17 protein-coding genes are annotated in these 17,353 nt (G+C 65.5%); 10 read left to right on the forward strand and 7 right to left on the reverse strand.

Translation table 11 applies throughout. The features are described from left to right. Positions 1–15: 15 nt before the first annotated feature. The 5 genes from AC19YT_RS05250 to nirD all read left to right on the forward strand — a co-directional run bounded on the left by AC19YT_RS05250 (position 16) and on the right by nirD (position 5,865). Positions 16–1,221: a GNAT family N-acetyltransferase gene (locus AC19YT_RS05250; RefSeq protein ID WP_500597948.1), complete on the forward strand. Its 1,206-nt coding sequence runs from the start codon at positions 16–18 to the stop codon at positions 1,219–1,221. Further along, a complete protein-coding gene (locus AC19YT_RS05255; protein WP_500609887.1) occupies positions 1,158–1,988 on the forward strand; it encodes a carbohydrate deacetylase in 831 nt (276 codons plus the stop codon). The genes AC19YT_RS05250 and AC19YT_RS05255 overlap by 64 nt, the downstream gene beginning before the upstream one ends. Positions 1,989–2,025: 37 nt before the next feature. Beyond that, on the forward strand, positions 2,026–2,418 hold the full coding sequence (locus AC19YT_RS05260) for a VOC family protein (RefSeq protein ID WP_500609888.1): 393 nt from the start codon (positions 2,026–2,028) through the stop codon (positions 2,416–2,418). 526 nt (positions 2,419–2,944) lie between these two features. Further along, entirely contained in the window at positions 2,945–5,503 is a 2,559-nt protein-coding gene (gene nirB, locus AC19YT_RS05265) for a nitrite reductase large subunit NirB (RefSeq protein ID WP_095110754.1), read from the forward strand. Beyond that, positions 5,503–5,865: a nitrite reductase small subunit NirD gene (gene nirD, locus AC19YT_RS05270; protein ID WP_095110755.1), complete on the forward strand. Its 363-nt coding sequence runs from the start codon at positions 5,503–5,505 to the stop codon at positions 5,863–5,865. The genes nirB and nirD overlap by 1 nt, the downstream gene beginning before the upstream one ends. Positions 5,866–6,169: 304 nt before the next feature. On the opposite strand, the gene AC19YT_RS05275 is transcribed toward nirD, so the two are convergent. The 7 genes from AC19YT_RS05275 to AC19YT_RS05305 form a co-directional block, all read right to left on the reverse strand. Beyond that, positions 6,170–7,069 (reverse strand): SphA family protein, encoded by a 900-nt coding sequence (locus AC19YT_RS05275; protein ID WP_500609889.1) that lies wholly within the window; start codon positions 7,067–7,069, stop codon positions 6,170–6,172. 172 nt (positions 7,070–7,241) lie between these two features. Continuing rightward, positions 7,242–8,303 (reverse strand): NADH:ubiquinone reductase (Na(+)-transporting) subunit F, encoded by a 1,062-nt coding sequence (locus AC19YT_RS05280; protein WP_095110757.1) that lies wholly within the window; start codon positions 8,301–8,303, stop codon positions 7,242–7,244. Positions 8,304–8,313: 10 nt separating this feature from the next. Then, positions 8,314–8,673 (reverse strand): phenol hydroxylase subunit P4, encoded by a 360-nt coding sequence (locus AC19YT_RS05285; RefSeq protein WP_095110758.1) that lies wholly within the window; start codon positions 8,671–8,673, stop codon positions 8,314–8,316. A gap of 61 nt (positions 8,674–8,734) precedes the next feature. After that, a complete protein-coding gene (locus tag AC19YT_RS05290; RefSeq protein ID WP_500609890.1) occupies positions 8,735–10,249 on the reverse strand; it encodes an aromatic/alkene/methane monooxygenase hydroxylase/oxygenase subunit alpha in 1,515 nt (504 codons plus the stop codon). Between the two features lie 57 nt (positions 10,250–10,306). Beyond that, positions 10,307–10,579: an MmoB/DmpM family protein gene (locus tag AC19YT_RS05295; protein WP_095110760.1), complete on the reverse strand. Its 273-nt coding sequence runs from the start codon at positions 10,577–10,579 to the stop codon at positions 10,307–10,309. Then, complete coding sequence (locus AC19YT_RS05300; protein WP_095110761.1) at positions 10,576–11,571, reverse strand: aromatic/alkene monooxygenase hydroxylase subunit beta; 996 nt, start codon at positions 11,569–11,571, stop codon at positions 10,576–10,578. Before AC19YT_RS05300 ends, AC19YT_RS05295 begins: the two co-directional genes overlap by 4 nt. Before the next feature lie 39 nt (positions 11,572–11,610). After that, complete coding sequence (locus tag AC19YT_RS05305) at positions 11,611–11,853, reverse strand: phenol hydroxylase subunit (RefSeq protein WP_095110762.1); 243 nt, start codon at positions 11,851–11,853, stop codon at positions 11,611–11,613. 352 nt (positions 11,854–12,205) lie between these two features. Between AC19YT_RS05305 and AC19YT_RS05310 the strand changes: the two genes are divergently transcribed. From AC19YT_RS05310 to AC19YT_RS05330, 5 genes are all read left to right on the forward strand, one after another. Next, positions 12,206–13,888 (forward strand): sigma 54-interacting transcriptional regulator, encoded by a 1,683-nt coding sequence (locus AC19YT_RS05310; RefSeq protein WP_500597939.1) that lies wholly within the window; start codon positions 12,206–12,208, stop codon positions 13,886–13,888. A 287-nt stretch (positions 13,889–14,175) separates the two neighbouring features. Beyond that, positions 14,176–14,706 carry an iron transporter gene (locus AC19YT_RS05315; RefSeq protein ID WP_095110764.1) on the forward strand — a complete coding sequence of 177 codons (531 nt, stop codon included), beginning with the start codon at positions 14,176–14,178 and terminating at the stop codon, positions 14,704–14,706. Continuing rightward, a complete protein-coding gene (locus AC19YT_RS05320) occupies positions 14,707–15,060 on the forward strand; it encodes a cupredoxin domain-containing protein (protein ID WP_095110765.1) in 354 nt (117 codons plus the stop codon). A gap of 15 nt (positions 15,061–15,075) precedes the next feature. Next, positions 15,076–15,930 (forward strand): FTR1 family iron permease, encoded by an 855-nt coding sequence (locus AC19YT_RS05325; RefSeq protein WP_095110766.1) that lies wholly within the window; start codon positions 15,076–15,078, stop codon positions 15,928–15,930. Next, positions 15,918–17,288 carry a 4Fe-4S binding protein gene (locus AC19YT_RS05330; RefSeq protein ID WP_500609891.1) on the forward strand — a complete coding sequence of 457 codons (1,371 nt, stop codon included), beginning with the start codon at positions 15,918–15,920 and terminating at the stop codon, positions 17,286–17,288. Before AC19YT_RS05325 ends, AC19YT_RS05330 begins: the two co-directional genes overlap by 13 nt. Positions 17,289–17,353 lie beyond the last annotated feature (65 nt).

Raw genomic sequence — 17,353 nt, forward strand, 5'->3', positions numbered from 1 at the left:
GGCAGCCTGAACGCCATGGCCGTGCGTTTCCAATGGCTGGGCTCGCTGCGCGACCCGTTTTTCCCCCAGGGCGCCTACGAACAATTGCGCCAGCGCTGCCCCGACGCCACGCCATTCAATACCCTGGCCTGGTTGCTGGCGGCCGAAGCGGCCCTGGGCCCGACCCAGCAGTTGCAGGTGTTACTGGCCTGGCAGGCCGATACCCTGTGCCTGTGCCTGCCCCTGGTCAGTGGCCGCGAGCGTTTTGCCGGTTGGCCGTTTCGCGTGGTGCGCCACCTGGGCTTTCCCTTGGCCGACCGCCTCGGCTGGCTGGCGGAACTGGGCGTGGCAGACCTGCAACAAGCACTGGGGGAAATCCGCCGCCGGCAACCCCACGCCCTGCTCCAACTCAGCGAGCTGACCGACCTGCCGGACCGCCACAGCACCCTGGCCCACTGGATGTACCGCAGCTCCACCGCCGAGCGGCGCCTCAGTTGCCGGGTGCCGGTGCACCTGATCGGCGACGCCGACCGCGAGGAAGTCAGCGGCGCCCCCCGCTATAAACTGCGCCGCGCGCGCAAGCGCATTGCCGCCTGCGGCGCCCAGGTGCGGCGCTGGGTACCCGACGCGGCCAGCATCGGCCCGCTGCTGCAAGCCCTCAGCGATGTGGAGGCGCAGAGTTGGAAAGGCGACGAGGGCGTGGGCATCTTCAGCCCCGCCAACCGCCCGTGGATCATCCAGGCCTTCACCGCCCTGGCCGAGCAAGGCCTGGTGCGGGTGGTCAGCCTGGAGCTGGACGGGCGCTGTATCAGCTATCGCCTGGGCTTGCTCGAGCACGCTCGGCTATACGACTACAACCTGGCCTTCCTACCGCAATACGCCGACCTGGGCAGCGGGCGTGTGCTGCTGCAAGCCTGGATCGACTGGGGCCTGGACGACGGCTGGCGCTGGGTAGACGCCTCGCGGGTCAGCCTGGACAACTCCAGCCACCAACTCCACGAACGCATGAGCGACCAGGTCGAGCACTGGCGCTGGAGCTTCTATTCCTGGCGCCCCAGCGGCATTTGCCTGGGCCTGGGCCTGCGCCTGTGGCACCTGTTCAAGCCGTGGCTGCGCCGGCGCGCCAACTCCAACCTCGCACCACCGGCACCACCCATCCCCTGCCAGGAGGCACCGCCATGCCCAGCCACGTCATCATCAACGCCGACGACTTCGGCCTCGACGCCCACGAAAACGCCGTGATCCTGCAAGCCTTCCAGGCCGGCCTGATTAGCAGCGCCACGGCCATGGCCAACATGCCCGCATTTGCCCAAGCCTGCGCCATGGCTCGCCTGCCGCTGCTGCGGGGGCGCGTCGGCCTGCACCTGAACCTCACCCATGGCCGCCCCCTGAGCCAGGCCATCGTTGCGCAACCGGCGTTCTGCAACGGCGCCGGCGAATTCGACCTGCGCCTGCCGCGCCACTGCCTGTGGCTCCAGGCCTCGGTGCGCGAGGCCATCCACCAGGAACTGCACGCCCAATGGCAACGCTGCCTGGACCTGGGGCTCAAACCCAGCCATCTGGACTCCCACCAACACGTGCACAACATCTGGCCCATCGGCGAGATCCTCGCCCGCTTCGCCGCCCAGCACGGCGTACCGGTGCGCCTGGCACGCAACCTGGGCAACCGGATCCACCCCATCAAGCGCCTGTACAAAACCCTGTTCAACCGGCGCCTGCGCCAACTGGCCGCAAGCACCGCCGACTATGTCTGCACCCCGGCAGACCTGCGCGACCTGGCACCGCCCGAGCGGGGCCTGCTGGAAGTCATCGCCCACCCCAGCCTGCTCGACGGCGACTTCGGCGATACCTACCTGCGCCCCGAAGAGTCCTTGAGCCAGGTCCTGCAACAGCGCCTGGAAGGCATCGAGCGAGTGTCCTATGGCCACCGGGCCTCATCCGGCGGGGCCTGGAGCAATGCCGGGCGCCGGCACACCGATGCCTTTCAAAAACAGCAGCCGGGCAGTTAAGCTGCGCCCCCCATCATTGGCAAAGGAACGCTGCCCCATGAAGTTCGGATACACCATCGTCTACGTCCCCGACGTCGCCGCCTCCCTGGCCTTTTTCGAGCAGGCCTTTGGTTTTGCCCGCGGGTTTGTGCATGAATCCGGAACCTACGGCGAACTGGCCAGCGGTGAAACCACCCTGTCCTTTGCCGCCCACGAACTGGGGGAGATGAACTTCCCCGGCGGCCACATCCAGGCCCACGCCTCAGCGCAACCTTTAGGGATGGAAATCGGCCTCGTCACCGACGACGTCCACGGCGCCCACACCCGCGCCCTGGACCATGGCGCCACGGAGCTCAGCGCGCCACAGCGCAAACCCTGGGGGCAAGTGGTGTCCTACGTGCGCTGCCCGGACGGCACCTTGGTGGAGTTGTGCACGCCGATCCAGGCTTGATTGCGCGGTGGTGGCGAACCAGTGGGCCGCGTTGCCGGGGGGCATTTGTGGGAGCGGGCCCGCCCGCGATGGCGGCATTGCAAGCGCTAGAGGGGCATCGGCTGTACCGGCCTCATCGCGGGCAGAGCCCCACAAAGGCCGATCATTTCTACTGGCCTCTGGGATAAGGCCCTGGCGCCCCAAAAAGAGTATTTCCGCTCCCGGATGCCCTGATCTGGTTCATCCCCTTTCTCGCCACCCCCCACCATCAGCCGCGTAAAACCCTTTGCCTAGAGCCCTGCAACCCCATATATCCAACACTGGCACGAACCCTGCTACACCCCAGGCACACCCCGAGTGGTCATCGACGACCACTGGCCTGCCCAGGCACGGGCGCGGTGATCCAGGCAACGCGGCCCGGTTCCCTCACCGCTAGCACAACGAACGCCAGGCAAAGACGCCTGGAGCTGATTCCCCAGCTCCAGGCGTTTTTTTTTGCTTTTTATTTGGCCCCCGCCCGGGCCGCGACCCGTTTCGAGGAAAGGCTATGAACCCCACCGTCACCCCCACCCCACGCGAAACCCTGGTGATTATCGGCAACGGCATGGTCGGCCATCATTGCGTCGAGCAACTGATCGAACAGGGCGCCCTGGCCCGCTATGAGGTGCATGTGTTCGGCGAAGAGCGCCAGCGCGCTTATGACCGCGTGCACCTGTCCGAATACTTCGCTGGGCGCGACGCCGAGTCCCTGGCCCTGGGCGATGCCGACCTCTACCTGCGCCACGGTGTGCACCTGCACCTGGGTGAACCGGTGCTGGCGCTCGACCGCGAGGCCAAGCAGATCGTCACCGGCGCCGGGCGTCAGGCCTACGACTGCCTGGTGCTGGCCACCGGTTCCTTCCCCTTTGTGCCGCCGATTCCCGGTGCGGCGGGCCCTTCGCGCCTGGTCTACCGCACGCTCGACGACCTCGACACTATCCGCGCCGCCGCCACCACCGCGCGCCGCGGTGTGGTGGTGGGCGGTGGGCTGCTGGGGCTGGAGGCGGCCAACGCGCTCAAGTCCTTGGGGCTGGAGGCCCATGTGGTGGAGTTCGCCGCGCAACTGATGCCGGTGCAACTCGACAGCCTGGGCGGCGAGGCCCTGCGCTCGCGCATCGAAGCCCTCGGCGTGCAGGTGCACCTGTCCCGCGCCACCCGGGAGATCGTCGCCGGCGAGGACTACGCCTACCGCATGAACTTCACCGACGAGCAGTTCCTGGAAACCGACCTGATCCTGTTCTCCGCCGGCATCCGCCCCCAGGACGCCCTCGCCCGCGACGCTGGGCTGGACGTGGCGCCCCGGGGCGGGGTGATGGTGGACAACCACTGTCGCACCAGCGATGCAGCGATCTTCGCCATCGGCGAATGCGCCTCGTGGAACGGCAGCGTGTTCGGCCTGGTCGCCCCCGGCTACACCATGGCCCGCACCGTTGCCGCGCACCTGGCCGGGCACGTGGCGCAACCCTTCACCGGCGCCGACATGTCCACCAAGCTCAAGTTGCTGGGAGTGGATGTCGGCTCCATCGGCGACGCCCACGCCACCACGCCGGGCGCGCGCAGCTATCGCTACATCGACGAAGCCAGCGCCAGTTACCGGCGCCTGGTGGTGTCCGCCGACGGCAAGCATGTGCTGGGGGCGGTGCTGATTGGCGACAACAGCTACTACGACACCCTGCTGCAATACGCGCAAAACGGCATCGCCCTGCCCCAGGAACCGGCCAGCCTGATCCTGCCCAGCGGCGGCGCGGCCCCGGCGCTGGGCGCCGACGCTCTGCCCGCCAGCGCCACCCTGTGCTCGTGCCACAACGTCAGCAAAGGCGCGGTGTGCTGCGCCATCGACGCCGGGTGCAGCGACCTCGGTGCGCTCAAGCAACTGACCCGCGCCGCCACCGGTTGCGGCGGTTGCAGCGCCCTGCTCAAGCAAGTGTTCGAGCATGAACTCAGCGCCCGTGGCGTGGCGGTGGACAAGAGCCTGTGCGAGCACTTCGCCTATACCCGCCAGGAGCTCTACGCCCTGGTGCGCGTCGAAGGCATCGAGGATTTCGACCAACTGCTGCGCCGCCACGGCCGTGGCCACCTGGGCTGCGACATCTGCAAGCCGACTGTGGGTTCGATCCTCGCCTCGTGCTGGAACCAACCGATCATGGACCCGGCCCGGGTGGCCCTACAGGACACCAACGACACCTTCATGGCCAACATGCAGAAAAACGGCACCTACTCCATCATCCCGCGCATCGCCGCCGGCGAGATCACCCCCGACAAGCTCATGGTGCTGGGCGCGGTGGCGAAGAAGTACGACCTCTACACCAAGATCACCGGCGGCCAGCGCATCGACCTGTTCGGCGCGCAACTGCACGAACTGCCGGACATCTGGGGCGAACTGGTGGCGGCCGGGTTCGAGACCGGCCACGGCTATGGCAAATCCCTGCGCACGGTCAAATCCTGCGTGGGCAGTACCTGGTGTCGCTATGGCGTGCAAGACAGCGTGGCCATGGCCCTGCACTTGGAGAACCGCTACAAGGGCCTGCGCGCGCCACACAAATTCAAACTGGCGGTTTCAGGCTGCACCCGCGAATGCGCCGAGGCGCAAAGCAAGGACATCGGCGTCATCGCCACGGAAAAAGGCTGGAACCTTTACGTCTGCGGCAACGGCGGCATGCGCCCGCGCCACGCCGAGCTGCTGGCCACCGACCTCGATGACGCGACCCTGCTGCGCTACATCGACCGTTTCCTGATGTTCTACATCCGCACCGCCGACAAACTGCAACGCACCTCGGTGTGGCGCGAAAGCCTGGAGGGTGGCCTGGACTACCTCAAAGCCGTGGTCATCGACGACAGCCTGGGGCTGGCGGGCGAGTTGGAGGCGCAGATGCACCAGGTGGTCGAGCGCTACGAATGCGAATGGGCCAACGCCATCGCCGACCCGGAAAAACTCAAGCGCTTTCGCACCTTCGTCAACGACCGACGCGCCGACCCGGACATCCACTTCGTCAAGGAGCGCGGCCAGCGCCGCCCGGTCCACAACCATGAACTGCAACTGATAAGCGTCACCCAGGAGGCCCACTGATGACCCCGCCAAACACCCTGCGAAACGCCGCCCCAGCCGTGCACTGGCAAGCACTGTGCAGCCGCCAGGACCTGGTGGCCGACTCGGGCGTTGTCGCCTGGTTCGACGGCGCCCAGGTGGCGCTGTTCTACCTCAGCAGCGAAGAGCGCCTATACGCCGTGGACAACCGCGACCCGCAATCGGGGGCCAACGTGATCGGCCGCGGCATCGTCGGCCACCTCAAAGGCCACCGCGTCATTGCCTCGCCGCTGTACAAACAGCACTTCTGCCTCGACGACGGCCACTGCCTCGAAGACCCCCAGCAACAACTGCGCACCTGGCCGGTGCGGCTGGTGGGAGATGTGGTGGAAATAGCCGGCTGACAAGTGCCCGCGCCATCGCAGGCAATAGAACGGTGGCGGCTGTACCGGCCCCATCGCGGGCAGGCCCGCTCCCACAGTTGAACTGTGGTGCGGGTGGGATGTTCATTTTCCTTGGTGGGAGCGAGCCTGCTCGCGAGGGCGGCACTGAGTGGCGGTGACAAATGGCAGGGGTAAGACAGTTGCTCCCACAGGTCCTGCCAGCAGCACCACTGAACGGTGGGAGCGGGCCTGCCCGCGATGGCGGCGGTACAGGCGATGCACTTCTGGCCGCTGCAACACTGCCGCCGCAGGCACGCACACCGCCTCAGAACGGTACTGTCAATTTCATCCAGTACGCCTGCCCTTCAGCACGGTTGCGCACTTGGGTTTCCTGCTCCCATTTGGCGGTGAGGAACCAGCCGTTGGGGTTGGTGTATTTCACTGAGGGGCCAACGGCGAAAACCCGGCCCTTGTTATCGTCGATGCGCTCGCCGTACTGGCGGTCGTCGGTAGTCTGGCGGTAGACGTAGCCGCCCACCCCCACCACCCAGCCATTGCCCAAGCCCCAGCCCAGGGCGTAGTCCACGTGCAGTTCCTGGCCGGAGCGGTAGTCGGTGGCGTCATTCTTGAGGTTGAAGTCGTACATGATCTTCGCGTCCAGGTTCCACCCCGCCGGGTCGATGTACGACAGCGCCAGCACCGGTTCGATGCCCCAGTAGTTGCGCCCGATGTTGGTCTGGTCGTGGCGCTCGTAGCGCCCGGTCGGGGCCAGCAGGTCGAGGGCGACGATGGCGTGCATTTTCTCGCTCAGGTGATAGCCCAGGGCCGGGCCGAAGATCACATCCCCCAGGCCTTGCTTGCTTTGCGAATGGCCATTGATCGAAACCTTGAGGTCCACCAGCGGCACCAACGCATGGAACGCCAGGCTGGCGCCCAGCACCTGCTGCTCGGTGACCCAGATCAGGCGCGGGGCGATGGAGTTGGCGCGGATGCGCAGGTCCACCGGCACCTTGCGCCCGTCATTGCCGCGCAAGGTGTCGGCCTCGTAATGGCCGACAAAAAACTGCGAGTACAGCCCCGGCGGCGGCATGGCCCCGGACAGGTAGTTTTCTGCGCCATTGGGGTAGGTAGAACCGCCGCCCTCGGTGGCCAGCGCCGGCAGCGCGACGCCGGCCAACAGGCCGCACAGCAGGGAAGCATTGGTTTTGCAGGTGAATGGGCTCATCAGGGTTGACCTTTTATTGTTGTTATCCGGGTTGATGGCGTTGCTTCTCTGTAGCCAGCGGGCTCGCCCGCGCTGGGGTGCGCAGCAGCTCCCAAACCGTGCCCGGCCGAACAGCGATTTACGGCCGCTACGCGAGCGAGCGCGGGCGAGCCCGCTTGCTACACACAAGGCGCTAGATGCGCTTGAACAGTGCCGAGCGGTTGCCTTGGCTGGCGCCGTCGGCGGCGCTGTAGAAACGCTCCATAAAAATGTCGCGCTCGAACAGGCGCCCTTGCATCAGGCAACTGATCGCCGCGTCGATCATCGGCGGCGGCCCGCACAGGTAGGCCTTGTTGGCGCTGAAGCGGCCGTCGAAATGGGCCTTGGCCGCTTCGTGCACGTAGCCTTTGAAGCCTTGCCACTGCGGGTCGTCGTCGGCCTGGCTGAGGGCCGGTACGTAGCTGAAATTGGCGTGGCGCCGCGCCAAGTCCTCGAACAGTTCGCGGTTGTACAGTTCGGCGCGGTTGCGCGCGCCCTGGAACAGCACGATGCGCCGCCCATCACCGCGTTGCAGCAGGTCGAGGATCATCGATTGCGGGCTCGACAGCCCCGAGCCGCCGGCGATGAAAATCAGGTCGCCAGCCTGGGAATCACGAACAAAAAACTGCCCGTAAGGCCCGGCCACCGCCACTTCATCGCCCACCTGCAAGCCCTGGTGGATATACCCGGTGGCCGCCCCGCCCTCCACCCGCCGCACGTGCAGCTCGATTTCGTCGGCGCGGGTGGGCGGGTTGGCCAGGGAAAACGCCCGGGTGCCGTCGATGCCCGGCAGTTGCAGGTTGATGTATTGCCCAGGCTGGAACGCCATGGGCCGGTCCAGTTTCAGGTGCAGGCCCTTGATGGTGGGCGACAGCTCGGTCAGCGCGGTGACCCGCGCCCGGTAGTCCTGTACCGGGTGGCCGGCGAAGTCGGCGTCCACGTCCAGGTCGGCCTCGATGACCATGTCGCTCTGGGGCATGGCGCAGCAGGCGAGGATCTTGCCCTCGTCGCGCTCCATGTCCATCAGGGCGAAGGTGGACGCCGCACCCAGGTCGGCTTCGCCTTCCAACACCTGGACCTTGCAGGTGGCGCAGGTGCCGTGGCCGCAGGCAAACGGCAGCCACACGCCCTGGCGCAGCGCCGCTTCGAGGATGGTCTGGCCCTCCTCGACCTCGATCTGTTCGCCAGTAGGCTCGATGGTGACTTGATAACTCATGGGCGCCTCCTCAATTGCCAGTGCCGGCGATGCCGTTAAGCCCGGGGGTGTCCAGGTGCAGCAGGCTCTTGTGGTCGATGCCATTGGCCGCCAGGCTCAGGGCTGGGTCGGGCACGAACGGGCGGTCGTTGAGGCGCCAGTGGGCGGTGGTGAAATCCACCTGTGCCGCATCCGGGTGCGCCACCAGGGCCGGGCGCAGCACCTGGGTGAGGAAGTCGGCAAACAGCATCTGCGGCGGCAGCGGCCAGGTGAACGGCGCGCAAAACATCAGGTGGCGTTCCCAGCACAGGTACACCAGTTGCAGGCCGTTGAAGTTTTCCTGGCGATCCAGGGCGATGGCCTCGTAGGGGCCGATGGCAGTCACGGGCATGGTCTTGTCCTTTCTTGTTATGGGTCGATGCCCCGGGGCTAAAGCCCCGGGTTGGGCGGGTTCAGCCGGCCTTGTGGTTGGGGTGCCATTGCTGCCAGCGCTGGTGCTCGGTGGAGCCCAGGTACTCGAAGTTGTCTTCGCCGGGGGTGATGTTGTAGTAGTCGCGCACCACCGACTCCACGTCCGCGCCGCCGCAGTTGCCCTGCAGGATCTGGTGCACCGGCAGCCAGGCCTGGATGTACTTGTGCGGCTCGAAGGTGAAGATGTCGCAGCAGCCATCGGAGCAGAAGTGGTAGCGCTCGCCCTCATGCTCGGCGCTGCGGTGGCTCAGGGTGCTGGGGTCGTCGGGCTCGCTGAACGCCAGGGGGATCTGGCAGATCTGGCACAGCATCGGCAGGGTCGGGTTGTAGAAGCGCTCACCCTTTTCCTGCAGGGCGCGCCAGTGCTCGAAGCGCGGGCGGTAGATCGCGTCGAAGGTGTCCGGGTACTTTTGCGAGAGCCAGTCCAGCTCTTTGTCGGTGGGCATCCAGGTGTGGAAGTTGGTGGCTTGGCTGTACTGGTAGAAGATCGACCAGGCCTGGTGGGTGATGTGTTCCTTGCCGATGTTGGCCTCTTCCACGTACTTGGGCGCGCGGATGCCGTAGCGCTCCAGGTCCTTGAACAGCGCCCCGCCCGCCTCCTCGAAGTACACGCCCCAGGCCTCGGACCAGGACATGACTTTGTTGGGCAGCATGTAGTCCATCATCATGCCCACCAGGGTCAGCAGGCGATAACCGCGCCAGAACCACTTGTCGATCCAGCGCTGGATGATCGGCACGTTGTCTTCGTGCTGTTCGAGCAAAAACTTGATGACCTCCAGGCCCAACGTCATGTGCCGCGCCTCGTCGGACTGGGCCGAGAAACCGAAGGTTACGGTGGCCATGTCGCCGTTGAACGCCGCGCCGGACATGAAAGGCACGAACAACAGGTTGGTCAGCACGTACTCGAAGGAAAACGAAATCGCCGTGAGGAACTCGAACGGCCCCGCCGTGCGCGCGTCCTCGAAGAACGACTTGGGCACCGAGAGGAACCACACCCGGTCGTGCATATGGGCGAAATCATGCAGGCCGTTGAAGTGCTTGTTGTAGTGGCTCATGGCGTGGATCTGGGTCTGCACATGGCGCAGTTCATCGATGGCCTGCATCTGGCAGGCCACCCGTGCACCGGCGCCACTGAACTGCCGGCCAACCCGGGCAAACCCTTGGTAGGCCTGGTATTCCAGAGGCGTGACGCCGGACAGGAACAGCTTCAAGGCGTTGACGTAACGGGCGTCCGATAGGCTGGTGTGGCCGTTGTTCTGGGCAAAGGCATCGAAGATCGCGTAGAGCTTTTTCTCTTTCTCGGCCTGGTACTTCCAGTAGGTATCCATGGTCAGGCGAAAGGGGTCTTCCCACTTGTCCCAGTCGGTGATCTTGATGCCCTCGAAGCGCTCCAGCGGGTAGATGTCTTCGTGGCGCTGGTAGCTCGGCTCCCAGTCCAGGTCCCGGGTCATGCAACGGTATTTTTCTTTGGCGTTCAGGCGTTTTTTCACGGCCATGACGGTTCTCCCGCAAATGTTCTTATTGTTGAAAAGCTACGGCACGCACGCCGCGGGTCAGGTGTTCCAGTGCAGGGAAAAACAGTCGTCCTCTTCCTCGACGTTGCCGCCCAGGGTAATCACGTACATGAGCATTTCCTGGATGTCCCAGGGGCTGGCGGTGAGGGCCTCGACCGTCTCGCGGCGGATGTCCAGGCGCGCGTCGGCCTCGATGCGGATCATCGACGGCTGGTGCTGCACCACGGCGCCGGGGTTGTCCTGGACGATGGCCTCGACAATGGCGCGGGCGTAATCGTTGTCCTGCAGGTTGATGTACACGCGCGAGGTCATGGCGCCACCCCGCTCAGGCCGATTTTCTTCAGGCGCACGGCAAACTCGCTGCACACCGCGTCCAGCGCCGCGTCGCCCGGGCCCATGGCTGCCAGCGGGCGCACGGCGGCCAAGGCGCGGCGGCTCCATTGATCGACCCAGGTTTCGACCCGCGCCAGGTTGGCCGGGCTTTCAGCAATCACGGTCTTGACCAGGGCATCGACCCAGCGCTGGCTCTCGGCGAACCACAGGCGCATGAACTCGGTGAGCATGCCCACCTGCCCGGCGCCGTTGGCGCTCAGTTGTTCGTCGAACTTGTGGAACAGCAGCGGGTACACCAGGCCATCGCTGACCAGGTTCTGCGCCAGGGTCAGCTCGAACCAGTCGCGCACCACCAGGCTGTCCTCGACATAGCGGCGCAGGCCTTGCCAGGCTGGGTCGCCCAGCCATTGCTGCTTGGCTTTGGCCAGCAGCAGGACGTCGCCGTCGTCGAGCATCAGGCCGATGCGCGACAGGTACTGGGCAATGCCCAGGCGATCCATGGCGTGGAACATGTGCATCTGGGTCAGGCTGGTGCCCAGGCCATCGGCGGCGATGTTGCTGTTGTTCATGTTCGCCCCCAACTCGGCGTGACGCAGGGGCAGCAGCAGCGCGCTGATCTGCGTCAAGCTCACGGGGTCGAGGCCAGCAAGCATGTTGCGCTTCTCGCAGAAGGCGTAGTCGTGCTCGGCGTTTTCCTGCATCCGCGCCCGGGCCTGGACGTAGGCGCCGTAGTAATACTGGCGCGGGTCGCTGACCTTGCCCCAGTCGGCCATGACCACGGCGGTGCGGGTCGGGTCGTTGAGCAATTTGTCGGGCTGCCACAGCGGGCGGTAATGGAAATTGGTGGCGGCCTCCAGGTCGAAACTGGCCTCCTGATAACGGCTGGCGGGCTTGTCGCCAAAACGCCGGCGGGTATGGCTGAAGGTATGGCGCAAGGTCTGCACCGTGGTGGTCTTGATTTCTACACTCATGGCTTGGGGTCCTTTGTTTTTGTTATGGGCCGGTGTGCGCTAGGCGTCGCCGTAGCGCCACTTGCGCATGTCGGCCTCGATGGCCGCGCACATCTGCGCATCCATGTGCTGCACCCGGTTGGCCTGGCAGAACTGGGCGAAGGCCGGGCGCGGCATGACCAGTTCGACATACAGGTCGGGCGTGCCGATGGCGAAGTCGAACTCGACGAAAGTGGCGGCTTCGTCACTGCGTACCCGCACATAGCGCGGCAAACGGTCGAACGGGGTGGATGGGGTGGGCATGCTCAACTCCTCACAGGGGCCAGAGGGGCTAGAGCAATGGCTGTGCCAGGACCGTTTCAAAAACCTTGGATTATTTCTATCCCATTGATTTACATCGTTAATAAATAAAATTAGGGAGCGCGCCGGGGTGTCTGGATGGTCTCGATCCCAGCCCGGGCGAGCGGGGTTTTTCATCATTTGATCCATCGCCCCAAGGCCGTTTGAGCAAATGGTGCAAGGCGCTGTGGCAATTGACTTTCGCGGCGAATTCAGGCCGTTTAATAAGCGCCTGAAAGCAACCTGTGGGCGCCTGCCACACCGCCACAGGCAATACCCAAAGTCCCTACTAAAAAAACAACAGGGGTTAGCGTGCATGAGCATCAAATACCGGGCCACGGAGCACGCTCCGCTGGTCAAGGACCTGGCCGAACGCATCCGATTCCTGGGCAGCGAAGGCAAAATCTGGCTCGACGAACAACGCATGTTGCTGATGCAGGTGTCGGCCATGGCGTCGTGCCGGCGCGAGTTGATCGAGATGATCGGCGAAGAACGGGCCAAGGGTTTCTTCCTGCGCCTGGGCTATCAGTCGGGCCTCAAGGACGCCGAACTTGCCCGCAAACTTCGCCCTAATGGCAGCGATATCGAGATGTTTCTCACCGGCCCGCAACTGCATTCCCTTAAGGGCATGGTCAATGTGCGGCCGCTGAAAATGGACATCGACCTGGAGCGCGGCCACTTCTACGCCGACATCGAATGGCTCGATTCCTTCGAGGTGGAAAACCACCAGAGCGAGCACCTGCCCTCGCACCAACCGGTGTGCTGGATGCTGCTGGGTTACGCCATCAGCTACACCTCGTTTTTCGTCGGGCGCCAGATCATCTTCAAGGAAATCAGCTGCCGCGGCTGCGGTGACCTGCACTGCCGGATCATCGGCAAACCCGCCGAGCAATGGGACGACGCCGACGCCTTTATGCGCTATTTCCAGAGCGACCCGATCATCGAAGAGCTGCACAGCCTCAAGATCCAGATCGAGAGCCTGAACCAGCGCCTGGAACTGCGCGCCGGGCAGTTCTATGGCATTGGCCAGTCGGCGATCTACCGCAAGACCTGCGCCCTGATCGACAAGGCTGCGCCGGGCAAGACCTCGGTGCTGCTGACCGGCGAAACCGGGGTGGGCAAGGAAATCATCGCCCGCAGCGTACACCTGCGCAGCGAGCGCGCCGACGGGCCGTTCATTGCCCTCAACTGCGCGGCAATCCCGGCGGACCTGATCGAATCGGAGCTGTTCGGCGTGGAGAAAGGCGCGTTCACCGGCGCCCACCAATCACGCATGGGGCGCTTCGAGCGGGCCAATGGCGGCACCCTGTTTCTCGATGAAATCGTCGAACTCACGCCCAGGGCCCAGGCCAGCCTGCTGCGGGTGTTGCAGGAAGGCGAACTGGAACGGGTGGGCGACAGCCAGACCCGCCGCGTCGATGTGCGGGTCATCGCCGCTACCCATGAAGATTTGGCCCAAGCCGTCAAGGCCGGGCGTTTTCGCGCCGACCTGTATTACCGCCTGAACGTCTACCCGGTGAAAATCCCCGCCCTGCGCGAGCGCCGCGAGGATATCCCGCTGCTGATCGAACACTTCCTCGACAAGCTCCACGCCACCTACCCGAAGAAAAACCTTGGCCTCTCCGACCGCGCCCTGGAGGCCTGCATGCGCTACGACTGGCCAGGCAATATCCGCGAGTTGGAGAACCTGATCGAACGTGGGGTGATTATCACCGACCACAACCAAAGCATCTGCGTCGACGCCCTGTTCCCGCACCTGGGCGACGAAGCCCAGAGCATTGGCCTGGGCAGCGACGGCAACCTGGTCAGCCAGGAACGGGACGTGGCCAGCGATTGGGCCGAACAACTGATGGACCGTGGCCTGAGCCTGGAACAGGTCGAACAGGCCATGCTCAACAGCGCCCTGCAACGGGCCGGGCAGAACGTCTCCGAAGCCGCACGCCTGCTGGGCATGACCCGCCCGGCGTTGGCCTATCGCTTGAAAAAAGCGCCGTTGTAGCAAGGGCTTGCGACAGAGGGGAGCGGTGCGTCAGGGCTGCCGCCATCGCGGGCAAGGCCCGCTCCCACAGAGGCTGCGGCTTGCCACACATCCCGCCAGCACCACGCCTCCACGGTGGGAGCGGGCCTCGCCCGCGATAGGGCCGGTACAGGCGATGCACCGCTGGCGGCAGGAGGGCGGCTATCACCGTTGAGGCCTATCACCGGAAAAATTGACAATAATCATTATTATTCGCAGCAAAGCTTCCTAGACTCGGGTTCCCACTCCCTCGAGCCCAGGAAATTCCCATGCGCACGCCCGTTTCGCTGTCTGTTGCCCTGCTGCTTCTGTCGCCCCTGGCCCAGGCCAAGGAATACCCGATTGGCGAACCGCAGTTCTGCCCTGGGCTGGAGGTGGGCGCCGTGTATTTGCAACCCATCGAGATGGCGCCAGCAGGGATGATGCGCGCCACCGCCGATTCCGATGTGCACCTGGAAGCCGATATCCGCGCCACCGCCGACAACCGCCAGGGCTTTCAGGAAGGCAGTTTCGTGCCCTACCTGAATGTGGCCTTCAGTTTGAAAAAACAGGGCGCCAGCGACGAGATCAAAGGGGATTTCCACGCCATGGTGGCCAATGACGGGCCGCACTACGGCGACAACGTCAAGTTGCTCGGCCCAGGCAAGTACCAGCTCACGTTCACTGTGCTACCACCCTCGGGCCACGCTTCGCTGGGCCGCCACACCGACAAGGAAACCGGCGTCGAACCCTGGTTCGAGCGCTGCGAACTCCAGTACGAATTCGTCTACGCGGGGATCGGCAAGAAAGGCGGCTATTGAATGGCGATCCCTTCCCGCTTCGCCCAGACCCACCGGCGCTTCGGCGCGCTGCTGTTGGCCCTGGCGGTCACGCCGCTGGCCGCCGCGCCGCTGCCCACCTATGAGCTGAGCATCGACGACGGCCATTTCACCCCGGCCCTGTTGGAAGTACCGGCGGGGCTGCGGTTCAAGATCGTGCTCAAGAACATCGGCCAAGGCCCGGCGGAGTTCGAGAGCACGCCGCTACGGGTGGAAAAGGTGCTGTCGCCGGGGGTGACCACCTTCGTCGTGATCCACCCGCTCAAGCCGGGCCACTATCCGTTCTTCGACGAGTTCCACCCGCAATTGCCCGAGGGCGGCATTCTCGCCCGCTAACCGCTGGAGCCTTGCATGAATCAATCGATGTTCATCGTCTGGCGCGAAAGTGTCGAAGCCCTGTTGGTGATCGGCATTCTCCAGGCCTGGGTCGGCCAGCAGGCCCAGGCCTCGCGCCTGCACCGTTTCCTGTGGGGCGGCGTGCTGTTGGGGCTGCTGCTGTCGGGAGTGCTGGCCGGGCTGATCCTGTTTGCTGGCGAGGCCATGAGCGGCGCGGCCAATGAGTGGTTCCAGGCTGCGCTGACCCTGGTCGCCAGCCTGCTGATCGTGCAGATGGTCAGTTGGATGCACCGCCACGGCCGCACCCTGCGCCACGACCTGCTGCGCGACGCCGATCACCAGGTGGCGCGCCAGGGCGGCCTCGGCCTGCTATTGCTGGCGATGCTGGCGGTGAGCCGCGAAGGCAGCGAAACCGTGGTCTTCCTCTATGGCCTGGGCGCGCGCCTGCAAGGCTCGGCCCTGGGCCTGTTCGCCATCGGTGGCGTACTTGGCCTGTTGCTGGCGGGCCTGACCGTGGCTGTGTTGCACGGCAGCCGCCGGTTCATTTCCTGGCGCAGTTTTTTCGCCATCAGCGAAGTCATTCTCCTGCTGCTGGGCGCCGCGCTGCTGGTCAGCGCCACCGAGCGCATCGGCGGCCAGTTGCTTGCCCTGGATGTGCCGCAATGGGTGTATGGCGCGGTCGGTGAGGGCCTGTGGGACACGGGCCCGTGGTTGGATGACGGCCGTGGCCTGGGCAGTTTCCTCGCCGATTTTGCCGGCTACCGGGCCAGCCCCAGCGCCGCCGTGCTGCTGGCGGTGGTGGCTTACTGGCTGGGCGTCGGTGGCTGGCTGCGCCGCGCCTCCCGCGAGCGCCTGCCATGTCCGGCCTGAGCCTGGGTAACCGTTGGCTCGCACGCCTGGGCGATGGCATGCGCCGCCATGGCACAGCGATCCGCGCCATGCAATGGGCGGTGGTGCTGTTCTACGCCGTGCTGCTGGTGATCCCAGCGTGGCTGCCGTTGCCCGACAGCCAGGCGCGGATGCTGGATAACCTGACCCTGTTCGCACAGTTTCTGTTCTGGGGCCTGTGGTGGCCGTTCGTGCTGTTGTCCATCGTCCTGTTCGGGCGCCTGTGGTGCGGCGTGCTCTGCCCCGAAGGTTCCCTCAGCGAATGGGCCAGCCGCCACGGCCGTGGCCTGGGCGTGCCGCGCTGGCTGCGCTGGGGTGGTTGGCCGACCCTGGCGTTCTGCCTGACCACCCTCTACGGCCAATTGATAAGCGTCTATGACTACGCCCAGGCCGCGTTGCTGATCCTCGGCGGCTCCACGGTGGCCGCCGTGGCGGTGGGCCTGATGTTTGTGCGCGGCAAGCGCATCTGGTGCCGCTACCTGTGCCCGGTCAGCGGCGTGTTCGCCCTGCTCGCGCGCCTGGCCCCGGTGCATTTCGCCGTGGACGAACAGCGCTGGCTGGCCAACACCGCCCCGCGCCTGCCCCCGCCCAACTGCGCGCCGCTGCTGGACATCCGCCGCATGCGTGGCGCCAGCGACTGCCATGCCTGCGGGCGCTGCAGCGGGCAACGCGGCGCGGTGCAGTTGATTGCCCGCTCCAGCAACGCGGAAATCCTCGACGCCGACCCGCGCAGCGTATCGCTGTGGGATGCGCGCTTGCTGCTGTTCGGCGTGATCGGCCTGGCCATGGGCGCCTTCCAATGGACCGTCAGCCCCTGGTTCATCACCCTCAAACAGGCCCTGGCGCAGTGGCTGGTGGAGCACGATGTGCTGTGGCCCCTGGACGACAACGCCCCCTGGTGGCTGCTGACCCACTACCCGCAACTCAACGACAGTTTCAGTTGGCTCGACGGCGCCAGCATCGTCCTCTACCTGGGCCTGAGCGCCCTGCTGCTGGGCGGTGGCCTGATGCTCCTGCTGCGCCTGGCCGCGCGCCTGGGCCGCCAGCCCTACCTGGCGCTGGCCCTGACCCTCACCCCCGTGGGCGCCGCCGGGTTGTTCCTCGGCCTCTCGGCCACCACCGTCAAACTGCTGCGCTACGAAGGCCTGATCCTGGCCTGGGTACAACCGGCCCGCGCCTTGCTGTTGCTGGCGGCCATCGCCTGGTGCCTGGCCCTGGGCTGGAAACGCCTGGGCCGCGACCCCGCCGCCCCCACCCGCCGCCTCGCCGCCATGGCGTGCCTGATAGCCGCAAATGGCGGCGTGGGCCTCGGCTGGTGGTTGCAGTTCTGGGGGTGGTAGAGGGGGGTGAGCGAAAAGCTGCAAGCAACAAGCGCCTGCCTCTGCTTGCAGCTTGTAGCTCACAG

This window comes from Pseudomonas sp. MF08875, from assembly GCF_059862525.1.

What these genes read in the sequence shown, in the direction of transcription:
- nirB (WP_095110754.1), top strand. Translation starts at nt 2,945, where the DNA reads ATGAACCCCACCGTCACCCCCACCCCACGCGAAACCCTGGTGATTATC.
- AC19YT_RS05255 (WP_500609887.1), top strand. Translation starts at nt 1,158, where the DNA reads ATGCCCAGCCACGTCATCATCAACGCCGACGACTTCGGCCTCGACGCC.
- AC19YT_RS05325 (WP_095110766.1), top strand. Translation starts at nt 15,076, where the DNA reads ATGAATCAATCGATGTTCATCGTCTGGCGCGAAAGTGTCGAAGCCCTG.
- AC19YT_RS05310 (WP_500597939.1), top strand. Translation starts at nt 12,206, where the DNA reads ATGAGCATCAAATACCGGGCCACGGAGCACGCTCCGCTGGTCAAGGAC.
- AC19YT_RS05260 (WP_500609888.1), top strand. Translation starts at nt 2,026, where the DNA reads ATGAAGTTCGGATACACCATCGTCTACGTCCCCGACGTCGCCGCCTCC.
- AC19YT_RS05320 (WP_095110765.1), top strand. Translation starts at nt 14,707, where the DNA reads ATGGCGATCCCTTCCCGCTTCGCCCAGACCCACCGGCGCTTCGGCGCG.
- AC19YT_RS05290 (WP_500609890.1), bottom strand. Translation starts at nt 10,249, where the DNA reads ATGGCCGTGAAAAAACGCCTGAACGCCAAAGAAAAATACCGTTGCATG.
- AC19YT_RS05300 (WP_095110761.1), bottom strand. Translation starts at nt 11,571, where the DNA reads ATGAGTGTAGAAATCAAGACCACCACGGTGCAGACCTTGCGCCATACC.
- AC19YT_RS05275 (WP_500609889.1), bottom strand. Translation starts at nt 7,069, where the DNA reads ATGAGCCCATTCACCTGCAAAACCAATGCTTCCCTGCTGTGCGGCCTG.
- AC19YT_RS05295 (WP_095110760.1), bottom strand. Translation starts at nt 10,579, where the DNA reads ATGACCTCGCGCGTGTACATCAACCTGCAGGACAACGATTACGCCCGC.
- AC19YT_RS05305 (WP_095110762.1), bottom strand. Translation starts at nt 11,853, where the DNA reads ATGCCCACCCCATCCACCCCGTTCGACCGTTTGCCGCGCTATGTGCGG.
- AC19YT_RS05330 (WP_500609891.1), top strand. Translation starts at nt 15,918, where the DNA reads ATGTCCGGCCTGAGCCTGGGTAACCGTTGGCTCGCACGCCTGGGCGAT.
- AC19YT_RS05250 (WP_500597948.1), top strand. Translation starts at nt 16, where the DNA reads ATGGCCGTGCGTTTCCAATGGCTGGGCTCGCTGCGCGACCCGTTTTTC.
- nirD (WP_095110755.1), top strand. Translation starts at nt 5,503, where the DNA reads ATGACCCCGCCAAACACCCTGCGAAACGCCGCCCCAGCCGTGCACTGG.
- AC19YT_RS05285 (WP_095110758.1), bottom strand. Translation starts at nt 8,673, where the DNA reads ATGCCCGTGACTGCCATCGGCCCCTACGAGGCCATCGCCCTGGATCGC.
- AC19YT_RS05280 (WP_095110757.1), bottom strand. Translation starts at nt 8,303, where the DNA reads ATGAGTTATCAAGTCACCATCGAGCCTACTGGCGAACAGATCGAGGTC.
- AC19YT_RS05315 (WP_095110764.1), top strand. Translation starts at nt 14,176, where the DNA reads ATGCGCACGCCCGTTTCGCTGTCTGTTGCCCTGCTGCTTCTGTCGCCC.